This window comes from Massilia sp. TSP1-1-2, assembly GCF_049896185.1.
Lineage (GTDB): Bacteria > Pseudomonadota > Gammaproteobacteria > Burkholderiales > Burkholderiaceae_D > Telluria_A.
The window spans coordinates 1-12,901 of sequence record NZ_JAFCTU010000044.1 but is presented as its reverse complement, the minus strand read 5'-3'; the positions used below and the strand labels follow the sequence as shown (position 1 = coordinate 12,901).

Here is a 12,901-nt window from a genome sequence, read left to right as displayed (position 1 = left end):
CGACCCATTCATGTGATAAATATCTTAAGTGTTAAGGCGCATGAGCGTTATTTGATTTGCGAATGATGATTGCCCTGAGTTGTAAATAATAATATTTCTTTCGCGGCGGAAATATACACGCGCGGGCCTTGTCCCGACATTTGGCGTGGCTTGATGAGCGCGGTAGCCGGGGAAAAGAAGATCAAGAATTGGTGATCAGTGCGCACTGCAGCTGCGGCCGCTATCCCTTAAACCGCGTGACCCCTTTTCTTCAAAACCCCAGCTTCGGAATGATCAGCGAGGCGCGTCTTTGCCCAAGTGCGCCCGGCCACTTCACCTTTTGTGAGCACGCGCAGCAGTGTTGAGGGTGCTATTGGAAGGCAGTCTGGACAGGCCGTTCACCACCCGTCGCATCTCCCCAGGCAGGCGTCACTGAAATAGCTTACAAGTAGCGACACGGCGCGTGGTTTTGGTTAGTGTTGAAAAAAATAGTGAAATTGCTAACATATTTTTGAGGCTGAGAAGGCGTCCGCTGACAATTAATAAAAATATAAGTTTTTGATGGCATGCAGCGATCATTCTAGGTAGTATTCTGGCAACTCGTAGTTTTATGTCACTGTTTCCTATGAAAGCTCCCATGCCAACTTGCAGTCAGCCTTTTTGCGGCAATTCCAAATACGTTACGCCAAGCGCAACATTGCCGTCCAGAATGCTCTTCCTCACGTTGATGCTTGCGTGTTTTACAGCCGCCGCCGAGGTACCGTACAGTGAACAGATCAAGCAGATTCAGGCGCCGGATGCGATCGCCAGGATCGGCGCCGATCTTTTTGGCGAAACGGTCAATCTCTATACGGGTTCGGTGGAGTTTCGCCAAGTTGATGTGAGTTTGAAGGGTAATAATGCCTTGCCGGTTGCTGTGGGGCGCCGCGTCGGCACCGGGTCCAGTGCACCAGCGGCGACAGACCGCCCCTTTGGCCAGTGGGACCTGGATATTCCGCACGTGCATGGTGTTTTTTCGGCGCGGAAAGGCTGGACAAGCGAGGGTGCGGCGAGCAATCGTTGCACCACGTTCGGAAGCCCGGAAGGCACGTCGGGCACGAGTAATGCGTCCTTTTGGGACGGCGATGAGTTTTGGGCCGGCAATTTTCTCTATGTTCCTGGCTCCGGTGAGCAGCAGATGCTGCTCAGGGACGGCGCCAACAACCGCTCGCCAAGTTGGCCGGCCGCGCCGACCCTTTATCCCGTCGTTACCCGCGACTTTTGGTCCTTTTCCTGCCTTCCTTCACTGAAGAACGCTTCAACAATCAAGAAGCGAACAGGGGAGGGGTTCCTGGCGATTTCACCAGACGGCACGAAATACCAGTTTGACTGGATGGTCGAGTACCAGGTTCCCAATCTGATCAAAAGCTTGGATTCTCCCAGCGTAGCGGCATCGCTTCAAATTATCGGTGCAAGCGATGCCGCTGAAACCGAGCAAATCCATGTCCCCACAGTTGATCAAAACGTCGTGGGAGTACTTGCCCGCAACGACGTCTGGATTCTGCCCACCAGGATCACCGACCGGTTCGGCAACTACGTCGACTATGTCTACGATACTGTTGTGCCGGAAAATCTAATGAGCATTACCGCGAGCGATGGACGATCGCTCACGTTGACCTACGTTCCGGGTGCTACCGGGCCGTCGCGCCAAATCCAGACCGTAAGCGAAGTGACGTCTAGCGGCACACGGACCTGGACCTACAACTACATCAAAACGGGCACTTTCGCCAGCGAAATCGAATTGGAAAAGGTGACGCTGCCGGATGCGTCGGTGTTAAATCTGTACGAGGCCAGATCCTTATTCCACCAAGTCCATTTTTCCGCTCCGCCTGGATGCGACGAGACGAGTGGCGGAGGTGGTGGCTTGATCGGCACCATGACCCATCCGTCGGGCGCCACAGGAATATTCACCTTAACCCCCACGCTGCATGGACGTTCCAATGTTGTTCGCGACTGCCGCCTTTCCAGCCCAAGCGGGGCTACCGTAGTCGAGGTGAACATGCGCCCGCGCTATTTCACCACGATGTCCTTGACCAAGAAAGAGATCACCGGGCCCGGACTCGAACCGAGCGCGTGGAGCTACGACTATGGGCCGGCGAACGCAAGCTGGGCGCCGTGCAACAGCCCGTGTGCATCCAACAAGGTTGTGACGGTTACCGATCCTTCAGGCGACAAAACGGTTCATTACTTCGGCAACAGAATTGACGAGACGGAGGGCCAGTTACAGCAGACAGATGTCTATGACGGCGACACGTTGTTGCGTAGCACTTACTTGACATACCAGCCGCCCGGCAACAATCCTTACCCTACCATATTGGGATATCAGACTACGTCAATCGGCGACGCCGACCAGTTGGGCCGACCGGCACCCTTGAAGCGCCGCGTCATTCGCCAACAAGGCGTCGATTTCATCTATGAAGTTAATGAGTTCGATTATTTTGCCCGCGCGAAGGACGTTACCCGGAAAAGCACGCCCGGGGCGACGCGCCGCGAGATCACCACCTTTTCTGATAATCACAACAAGTGGCTGTTAGGACTGGTTGAAAAGGTTTCGGAATACGGCACTGGGGTTGACATGGTCTACAACACGTACAACCCGACAACCAGCAATCTCGAAACTACTTCCAAGTTTGGAAAACTTCAGCAAACTTTTGCCTATAAGACAGACGGGACGATCCTTAGTAGCAAGGACGAGAAAAACCAGCTGACATCGTTTGGTAGCTACGTTCGGGGCATTCCACAGCTCATCACTTTTGCCGACGGAACCAACATCAGCCGAGTCGTCGATTCATTGGGCAATATCCGTTCGGGTACGGACCAGAACCTGCTCATGACCGGCTACCAATACGACGTGATGAACCGGCTGACGGAAATCGCGCCGGCGACGGGTGGAGCCGTTACGTGGAATAAAACGCTGATCGCGTACGCCCTGGTTCAAAGTGCAGAAAACGATTTGGCCGCAGGCCACTGGCGGCAGACCGTTTCAACCGGTAACGGCGTGGAGGTCGTTTTGTTCGACGCATTGATGCGCAGGGTACAAAGCTATAAATATGATCGCAATGATGAAGCTGCAACGTCGCGTTTTTCAAAGACTGTTTTTGACATCAATGGCAATCCCGTTTTCAACGCTTTCCCTGTCCGAAATTTTTCTGCGCTCGGTGGTGGCATTCGCACCGAATACGACGCGCTGGGACGTACGTTGGCTGTGCGAACCGATAGTGAACTGGGTGCCCTGAGTTCGACAAATACCTATGGCGCCAACTTTACGACCACATCATCAAATAACCGAAATCTTTCGACGGCATCGACTTTCCAGACCTTTGACGTGCCAAGCGAAGGCGCAGTGGCGAGTATTTCGGCGCCTGAGGGCGTGACCGTCGAGATAACGCGGGACGTCTTTGGTAAGCCACAGGCCGTCACGCGTAGCGGCGGTGGAAAGTCTGTGACGCGGCGCTACATCTACGACGCGAAGCATCGTTTGTGCAAAACTATGGAGCCCGAAACAGGCTCCACCATACAAGACTACGATCTTGCTAATAATGTCGCGTGGCGCGCCACCGGTCTTGCACTACCTTCCGTAAGTTGTGAACGGGAGTTTGTTCCCCCTATGAAGAGAATCTCATATGGTTACGACGCGTTGAACCGACTGTTGAAGACTAGCTACGGCGACATGAGTCCTGAGATTACCCGTAGCTATTGGCCGGATGGCCTCATCAAGACAAACAATTCGGGCGGGGCCAACTGGACGTACACCTACAACAATCTCCGGTTGAGCGAAACTGAAACGTTAGCGTACGCTACCAACACCTATACGCACACGCGTTCCTACGATGCCAACGCTTCACTCACACAGCTGAAGTATCCCGACAATTCCGCTGTCGCTTACAGCCCTAACGCACTTGGCGAGCCAACCAAGGTCGGTGCTTATGCCACCGGCGTGACGTACTACCCTAATGGCGCCATCAAGGGTTTTACCTACGGCAATGGAATTGTGCACAGCCTTACCCAGAACATGCGCGGCCTGCCTGAACGATCCAGCGATGCAGGCGTACTGAATGATGTCTATGCATTTGACTCGAACGGCAACGTGCAGTCGATCCTCGACGCACAGCAGGGCGTCACCAATCGTACGATGACATACGACGGTCTGGACCGACTGAAGCGGGTCAACGCGCCGGCCGTCTGGGGCGACGCCTTGTATGACTATGATGCACTCGATAACCTGACGAAAAGTAACCTGACCGGCGGCCCCGGCATTGCCCGTACGATGGTGCATCAATTCGATGCAGCGAATCGTTTGACTGGCGTTATCGGCACGGCAGGGTTTGCGTTCAACTTTGGCTACGACAGCCAAGGGAACATTAATCAGCGCGGCGCGCAGGCTTTCACTTTCGACTTGGGCAACAGGATGAAAAGTGCGGCCGGGCGGGCGACTTATCTTTATGACGGTCTGGGTCGAAGGATGAGCGTGGTCGGCACTAACGGGGTCAACCAGGTATCGGTGTACAGCCAATCGGGCCAGTTGTTGTACACGGCACCTACCGGCGGCGCAGGCACCAAATACATTTATTTGCACAGCCATCAGATCGCGGAGGTAAAGCCATGATTACCGCGCCCGTCAACTTCAAACTGGCCACGTTCATGTCGACGCTTGCTTCCAAATTTGCCACTTTCTCCGTCAGGCGTGCCCTGCCGCTTGCCATGTTGATGATCGGCGTCGGATTAAATTCTGCGCACGGGCAGGCAATCAAGGCAGGGGTGCCGAAGAAGGCTGTTGTACCGCCAAAGCCGACGATCGGCTTACCAACAATTCCATCGCTGCAAGTCACGTATTCACCATCGACTACGCTGGTCGCCGGTCAGCCTTACTCGGTCACATGGGTAAGCAGGAATGCAGAGGCGGTGGATTTCTATTGCACCGCATCTGGCACCGGCTATGCCGACAGTCAGACCCTCGGATTGTCCGGCACCATAAATGGGACGGCGAGCGCGGCATGGGTTGGATATCCATCGGACTGCACGTGGGTTGCAGACAACTCGGAGGGAGTTGTTTCCGTCAAGGCGACGTTGACCACGCAGGCTGCACCGTTGCCCCCCCCTGTTCCAGTGGACAACGCGCAGTTCATCTCCCAGGTTCCACCGCCGGCAGTTCTGATCCGGGGCCAGACCTATACCTATTCGGTCACGATGAAGAACACCGGGACCACGACGTGGTCTAGCGCCGGGACGAACCCATATAGATTGGGGAATTCATACGAATATATATGGGGCGTGGGCCGAATCGAACTTGCGTCGTCCGTGCCTCCGGGCGCTTTAGGCACTTTTAATTTGACCGTGACGGTCCCGGTTACCGCGCCCCTCGGGCCAAATCCATTTCAGTGGAAAATGTTGCGCGAAGGTGTGCAATGGTTTGGCGAGGCAACCCCGAACGTAGCAATCACAGTACAAGCACCGCCCCCGGAATTGGTAGACAACGCGCAATTCGTGTCGCAGGTCGCGCCGCCCTCTGTCCTCATACCTGGACAGTCGTACAGTTATTCGATCACGATGAAGAACACCGGGACCACCACGTGGACCAGTGGTGGAAATGCGCCGTATCGGTTGGCAACGGTAAATGAGTTTGCGTGGGGTGGCGCGCGGATAGAACTGGCCGGCCCGGTGCAGCCAGGCGCAGTAGGCACGTTTAACGTGTCGGCAACGGTCCCGCCCACAGAGGCACTTGGAACCAAGACGTTTCAATGGCGAATGGTGCACGAAAATGTGCAATGGTTCGGCGATACGACGCCGGGCTTAGCCGTTACGGTACAAGCGCCTGCATTGGTGGATAACGCTCAGTTCGTTTCGCAGGTGCCGCCGCCATCGGTCCTCATTCCTGGACAGTCGTACAGCTATTCGATAACGATGAAAAACATTGGGACCACCACGTGGACCAGTGGTGGAACTACACCACACCGCCTTGCAGCCGTAAATGGATTAGCATGGGGCAGCGCGGTGATTGAACTGGCTGGCCCGGTGGCGCCTGGCGCAGTAGGCACGTTTAACGTGTCGGCAACGGTCCCACCCGCAGAGGTACTTGGAACCAAGACGTTTCAATGGCGGATGGTGCGCGAAAATGTGCAATGGTTCGGCGATACAACGCCGGGCGTAGCCATTACGGTACAAGCGCCTGCATTGGTGGACAACGCTCAGTTCGTCTCGCAGGTGCCGCCGCCCTCGGTCCTCATTCCTGGACAGTCGTATAGTTATTCGATAACGATGAAGAACATTGGGACCACGACGTGGATCAGTGGTGGAACTACACCACACCGCCTTGCAGCCGTAAATGGATTGGCATGGGGTAGCGCGGTGATTGAACTGGCTGGCCCGGTGCCGCCTGGCGCAGTAGGCACGTTTAACGTGTCGGCAACGGTCCCGCCCGCAGAGGCACTTGGAAGCAAGACATTTCAATGGCGGATGGTGCGCGAAAATGTGCAATGGTTCGGCGATACAACGCCGGGCGTAGCCATTACGGTACAAGCGCCTGCATTGGTGGACAACGCTCAGTTCGTTTCGCAGGTGCCGCCGCCCTCGGTCCTCATTCCCCCCCTGTGTCAGACTACTTGTCGGGTGTGTTTTTTGAACAAATTATGTCCTGATCTTGGTTGTTGTGGTGGAATTTAGGGTTCGTTCTTGTGCTTTATTTCTAACATCGTTTCCGGGAGCGGGGGACGGGTGTTACGGGTGGAGCGCAGCGGAACCCGTTCCCTCAAGAGGTCAGGTTTTTGATTTTTGTTCTAGCAGGACGAACTCCTATGCTTGGCCCACGGGTCGGCGACGGAACTAGTTATCGCCTCTAATTTTCAATCTATAGAGGCACCAATGTCATCAAAATATCCCGAAGCATTTATCGAGCAAGCCCTGGTCAAAGTGTATTCACGAGGCCACCGGTCGGTCAAGTCGGTCGCGGAAGACCTGAATGTGAATCACCACACGTTAAAATATTGGATGAAGAATAAAGTTGTGACCAATAAGGACGCGCCGGCGGCGCGCGAGAAGCGCCCTCAGGACTGGACTGCCGCGGAGCAGTTTGCAGCATTGCGGGCAACCCATGGCTTGTCCGACGAGGCTTTGCAGGCGTGGTGCCGCGAGCACGGCATATTCCCCCATCACCTGACCAGCTGGGAAGCTGCTTTCTGCGTGGAGGTAAAAGAGCCGGCAACGGGAGTGCGCGAAATGCGCACTTTGAAGGACAAGGTTGCAAAGCTCGAGCGCGAGATTGTGCGCAAGAATGGCGCGTTGGCGGAGGCGGCCGCGTTGCTGATCCTGCAAAAAAAGTTCCGCGCGCTGTGGGAGGACGAGGAATGATGACCGACCTCCCGCAGCGCGACCAAGTGATGGCTTTGGTGGCCGAGGCGGTCGTTGCCGGCGCGCGCCAGTGGCGGGCTTGCGAAGTGATTATGCTGAGCGAGCGTACCTTGCAGCGCTGGCAGAACGACAAGGCTGAAGGCGCTTGTGACCGACGACCGGCTCGGGTGCAGACCCCCAAGAACCGCCTGAGCGATTTGGAACGCGAGCGCGTGCTCGAGATCGCCAATTCACCCGAATTCGGCCACCTCCCTCCAAGCCAGATCGTGCCACGGCTGGTCGACCAGGGCGAGTACGTCGCCTCGGAGTCGACCTTCTATCGCTTGCTGAAAGCGGCAAACCAGCTCAAGCACCGTGGGGCCGAAAAGCCGGCCAAACCGCGCCACAAGCCGCGTGCGCTGGTGGCAACGGCACCGGGCCAGCTGTTTAGTTGGGACATCACCTATCTGCCGACGCCGGTCATGGGGATCTACTTCTATCTGTACCTGTTCATGGATATCTACAGCCGCAAGATCGTCGGCTGGCAGGTCTACGAATCGGAAAGCAGCGAGCTGGCCAGCGAGGTGATGCGCGATATTTGTATGCGCGAAAACATCGCGCCAAAGCAGGTGGTGCTGCACTCCGACAACGGCAGTCCGATGAAGGGCGCCACGATGCTCGCAACGCTGCAAAAGCTCGGCGTGGTCCCATCGTTCAGCCGGCCCGCGTGCAGCAATGACAACCCCTTCAGCGAAAGCCTCTTCAAAACGCTCAAGTACCGCCCAGCCTACCCGAAGGGTTCATTTGAAAGCCTCATGGCCGCGAGGCAGTGGGTCGGCACGTTCGTACGTTGGTACAACGAGGAGCACCGTCACAGTGCCATCCAATTCGTCACGCCGGCACAGCGTCACGCGGGCCTGGACGGCGAGCTGCTGCGCAAGCGCGCAGAGGTCTATGAGGCCGCCAAGGCCGAGCGTCCGGAGCGCTGGAGCGGCGACACGCGAAGCTGGGCGCCAGTTACAACCGTGCACCTCAATCCGGAAAAAAGTGCCACGGAGACCCTCACCAAAAAGGAGAAAAATCCAGAACTCAAAAAAGCAGCGTAGAAACCGCTTTTAGGCGACAACTAGCTTGCAAATTACCGTTGANNNNGTTTAACGTGTCGGCAACGGTCCCACCCGCAGAGGTACTTGGAACCAAGACGTTTCAATGGCGGATGGTGCGCGAAAATTTGCAATGGTTCGGCGATACAACGCCGGGGGTTGCCATCACGGTGCAAGCGCCGCCCGCATTGGTCGACAACGCCCAGTTCGTTTCGCAGGTACCACCACCCTCGGTTTTGACGCAGGGGCAGTCGTACAGCTATTCGGTGACGATGAGAAATGTCGGGACCACAACGTGGACGAGCGGTGGCGCGAACCCCTATCGCTTGGGTAGTGCCAATCTATTGGATAACACTACGTGGGGAACCGCGAGAATTGAACTGGCAAGTACCGTACTGCCTGGCGGGGTTGGCACATTCAACTTTACAGCGACGGTCCCTGCAACGGCCTCTTCTGGATTGGCCAATTTCCAGTGGCGGATGGTACACGAGATGGTACAGTGGTTTGGCGAGAACACGCCGAACGTTGTGATCACGATTCAGCGGCCACAGCTTCCTGGGCGTGTTGAATACATTCATACGGATGGCTTGGGTAGTCCCGTCGCGCGCACTGATCAAAACGGCGGGATCATCAGTAGAACGAGGTACGAGCCGTATGGTTATACGGCGGCGGGTGCAGTGCCGACGATCGGCTTTACCGGCCATGTCAATGATTCCGAGACCGGCCTTGTGTACATGCAGCAGCGGTACTATGATCCGGTAGCGGGCAGATTTTTGAGCATTGATCCGGTGACCACGGATGCGGAAAATGGTAGCAGCTTCAATCGATACGCGTACGCCAACAACAGCCCGTACAAATATGTCGATCCTGATGGTCGTGAGCCGACACCGATAGGTGAACGCGAGTCGATGTTGAAGTTGCAGGCGGCAGCAGCAGCCGCTGAGACAAGACCGGCTCTCAGTTACATGCATAGCGAAAGTGTCCTAAAAAACTCAAGTGGGAGCTACTCCTCGTTAAAAAAAGAATCCACGGAGAAGATCGTTTCTTCATTAAAGCCGGGAGCGAAGGAACCGCTGAGGGTTGCCGCCGACGGGAAGATTTTTGATGGAAATACTAGAGTGCTGGTGCTTCAAGAACGTGGTGTAAATGTAAACCAATTGCCTCGGACCCCGCACGCCCGCGGTGGAACCGGGGGCAGTGCATTCGGATTGTTGTTTGTCGTTGGAATGGTTGTTGAGCTGAGTGAAGCAATTCAGAAACTTCCGCAGCAGGCACCAGTCACGGCCGCTGCCCCCCCGCCACCGCCACGGCCACCGCCGCCACCAGATCCAGTGTCAGGGAATAAATAGCCGCTAAATTAAGCGTCTAGCGGCTGAGAGTTTTTCCTAACTTTTTGGTGTTTGTAGAGGAATGAATGGATGAATCACGTTATGACGCATTTCCAAGAATTTTTAGAGAGTGAGCACGCTTTCGATTTTCTAATTAACTTGGCTTTCGATCTTACAATTTCAGCACGCGAAACGTACGTGGCCGGACAAGAAACTGTGGAAAGCCCCGTTGCTTTGAGAGGGCTTAACGAGATAAATCACCGCGTTCTTTCGCGTGCCATGAGTGTGCTGGATGATAGTTGGAAGCACACACCAGCGGCTTTTTGTGAAATGATTTTTGGTATTGCCAAATCCTACGGGTGCGTTGAGAACTTGGAAGTCGCTTTAAATATGTCCTTTGAAAAGCAGCGTAGAGGACGGGTTGATCACTAGCGAAAGTGAACGGCAAGCAGGGCAGAGGGTCAGTGCCGCCATTCGGACACGAGCTGATCGGTAAGTTCTTCTTCTAAAAACAAAAAAAGCCACTCCCTCCGGCGCCCCGGATGCGAGTGGCTTTCTTCATTTAGCCGCCGATCGGCGGCGCCGGCCTAGCTGCTCAGGTTGCCCATCATCTGCTTGGTCTGGTACTTGATGATCATCCCGTCGAGCAGCGCCTTGATGATGCGGCGCTCTTCGTCCGGCATGTGGCTGACCGCCTCGAACTGCAGGGCCAGATCATCCGACGGACCGCGCTCGGTTTCGTCGAACACGAGCGCGTCCAGGCTCAGGTGCAGCGCCTTGGCCAGCCGCACCAGCGCCTCCAGTGTCGGCTGCGCGGTCCCCGCCTCATACCGCTTGATTTGGTTCACGTGAATTTGCGCGGCATCGGCCAGGCCTTGCTGGGTGAAGCTCTGCGCTTTGCGGAACTGGATCAAACGGGAAGAGAACATGGGTGGTAGCAAAAGGATGACGGTGCCCATACTGTACCCCCTGGTATCTTAAAAGGTGTTCGGCAAGTACATTATACGATATAATAAAAGTACAGTATAAGGGTCTTGACAGCTTTTTAGAGAAAGAGGGATTTATGCCCCGTATCCCCGTCGCCGAGATCGAGCGGCTAAAGAATGAGGTATCGGTGCAGCAGCTGGCCGAAGCGCGCGGCATCGAGCTGAAGGGCCAAGGCAACAATCTGCTGGGCCGCTGCCCCTTCCACGCCGACAAGACGCCATCGCTGGTGATCACGCCCGACAAGAACCTGTGGCATTGCCTGGGCGCGTGCCAGGCCGGCGGCGGCCCGATCGACTGGGTGATGCGGGCCAACGGCGTTTCGTTCCGCCACGCGGTCGAACTGCTGCGCGCTGCTCCCGATTTAGCCGCCGGGGTTGGCGAGCCGGTCAAGGGCTCGCACACACGCAAGCTGGCAGCGCCGGTCGAGCCCACCGCCGGCGCAGGCGAGCTGCTGAATCAGGTCGTCGACTTCTACCACCAGACCTTGCTCGAATCGCCCGAGGCGCTGGCCTACTTGGCCAAGCGCGGCTTGACGGATCCTGAATTGATCGCGCGCTTCAGGCTCGGCTACGCCAACCGCACGCTGGGCTACCGTCTGCCGGCGAAGCGCGCGCAAGACGCTGCGGGCCTCAAGGGCCGGCTGCGCGAGATCGGCATCCTGCGCGAATCGGGCCACGAGCACTTCAACGGTTCCATCGTGGTGCCGGTGATCGACGGCGACGGCAACGTGACGGAGGTGTACGGCCGCAAGCTGCGCGACGACCTGCGCGGCGACACACCGCGGCACCTGTACCTGCCCGGGCCGCACAAGGGCGTGTGGAACGCGCAGGCGCTGGGCGGCAGCGACGAGATCATCCTGTGCGAGGCGCTGATCGACGCGCTCGCGTTCTGGCAGGCCGGTTTCCACAATGTGACGGCCAGCTACGGCGTGGCCGGCTTCACGCCCGATCACCTGGCCGCGTTTGCGCGTAACGGCGTCAAGCGCGTGCTGATTGCCTACGACCGCGACGAAGCCGGCGACAAGGCCGCCGGCGCTCTGGCCGAACAGCTGATCGCCGCCGGCATCGACTGCTGCCGCATCGAGTTCCCGAAAGGGATGGACGCGGCAGACTACGCGCTGAAGGTTACGCCGGCATCGAAGAGCCTGGGCATCCTGCTGCGCAAGGCGGCGTGGATGGGGAAAGGCGCGGCGCCGCAGGCGCCAGGCCAGCACCCCGAAGCGGTGGAATGCGAGACGCCCGCGCCGGCGCCGGCGTTGGCGATCGCACCTGTTCCTGCCTTAGCCGCTTCGCCGGCGGCTGCGCCAGCGTCGTCAACCATCGCCGCCGACGTCAAGGCCGACGAAGTCGTGTTCACGTTCGCGGAGCGGCGCTACCGCGTGCGCGGCCTGCCGAAAAACCTGGCGCCGGAGACCCTGAAAATCAATCTGCTGGTGGCCGTCGGCGAGCGCTTCCACGTCGACACGCTGGACCTGTACAGCGCCAAGGGCCGCGGCCATTACCTGCAGCAGGCGGCCAAGGAGCTGGGCGTGCGCGATGAAGTGATCAAGCATGACCTGGGCCGCATCCTGCTCAAACTCGAAGCGTTGCAGGACGAGCGCATCAAGGCCGCGACTACCACTGCTCCCGCCGTGCCGGTGATGAGCGACGCCGAGCGCGAAGCGGCCCTGGCGATGCTGCGTGCGCCGGGCCTGCTGGAGCGGGTCGTGTCCGACTTCGACGCCTGCGGCCTGGTAGGCGAGCGGACCAATAAACTGGTGGGTTACCTGGCGGCGGTCAGCCGCAAGCTGGACCGGCCGCTGGCGATCGTGGTGCAGTCCTCGTCGGCGGCCGGCAAGTCGAGCCTGATGGACGCGGTGCTGGCGATGATGCCGCAGGAGGAGCGCATCAAGTACAGCGCCATGACCGGGCAGAGCCTGTTCTACATGGGCGAGACCAACCTGCAGCACAAGATCCTGGCCATCGTCGAGGAAGAAGGCGCCAGCCGCGCCAGCTATGCGCTGAAGCTCTTGCAAAGCGAAGGCGAGCTGACCATCGCCTCGACCGGCAAGGACGCCAACAGCGGGAACCTGATCACGCAGGAGTACCGGGTGACGGGGCCGGTGATGATCTTCCTGACGACCACCGCCATCGAGATTGATGA

7 protein-coding genes are annotated in these 12,901 nt (G+C 57.5%); 6 read left to right on the top strand and 1 reads right to left on the bottom strand.

The genetic code is table 11. From position 1 onward, the window contains the following. Positions 1 to 688 precede the first annotated feature (688 nt). From ACP7BV_RS24460 to ACP7BV_RS24440, 5 genes are all read left to right on the top strand, one after another. Positions 689 to 4,624, top strand: a complete 3,936-nt coding sequence (locus ACP7BV_RS24460; protein WP_426107485.1) for an RHS repeat domain-containing protein — start codon at positions 689 to 691, stop codon at positions 4,622 to 4,624. Further along, a complete protein-coding gene (locus ACP7BV_RS24455) occupies positions 4,621 to 6,678 on the top strand; it encodes a hypothetical protein (protein ID WP_426107484.1) in 2,058 nt (685 codons plus the stop codon). The genes ACP7BV_RS24460 and ACP7BV_RS24455 overlap by 4 nt, the downstream gene beginning before the upstream one ends. 198 nt (positions 6,679 to 6,876) lie before the next feature. Next, positions 6,877 to 8,447, top strand: a protein-coding gene (locus tag ACP7BV_RS24450) for an IS3 family transposase (RefSeq protein WP_426107483.1) whose coding sequence is annotated in 2 segments (ribosomal slippage) — positions 6,877 to 7,333 and positions 7,333 to 8,447 — 1,572 coding nt in all. Because the reading frame shifts where the segments join, the coding sequence is not laid out codon by codon here. Positions 8,448 to 8,557: 110 nt separating this feature from the next. After that, positions 8,558 to 9,793 (top strand): RHS repeat-associated core domain-containing protein, encoded by a 1,236-nt coding sequence (locus tag ACP7BV_RS24445; RefSeq protein ID WP_426107513.1) that lies wholly within the window; start codon positions 8,558 to 8,560, stop codon positions 9,791 to 9,793. 69 nt (positions 9,794 to 9,862) lie between these two features. Beyond that, positions 9,863 to 10,204: a hypothetical protein gene (locus tag ACP7BV_RS24440; RefSeq protein ID WP_426107482.1), complete on the top strand. Its 342-nt coding sequence runs from the start codon at positions 9,863 to 9,865 to the stop codon at positions 10,202 to 10,204. 155 nt (positions 10,205 to 10,359) lie between these two features. Here the strand turns inward: ACP7BV_RS24440 and ACP7BV_RS24435 are convergent, their stop codons facing one another. Further along, positions 10,360 to 10,701: a helix-turn-helix domain-containing protein gene (locus ACP7BV_RS24435; protein ID WP_426107512.1), complete on the bottom strand. Its 342-nt coding sequence runs from the start codon at positions 10,699 to 10,701 to the stop codon at positions 10,360 to 10,362. 134 nt (positions 10,702 to 10,835) lie between these two features. Here ACP7BV_RS24435 and ACP7BV_RS24430 point away from each other — a divergent pair. Further along, the coding region (locus tag ACP7BV_RS24430) for a CHC2 zinc finger domain-containing protein (protein ID WP_426107481.1) at positions 10,836 to 12,901 on the top strand (2,066 nt) is incomplete at its 3' end.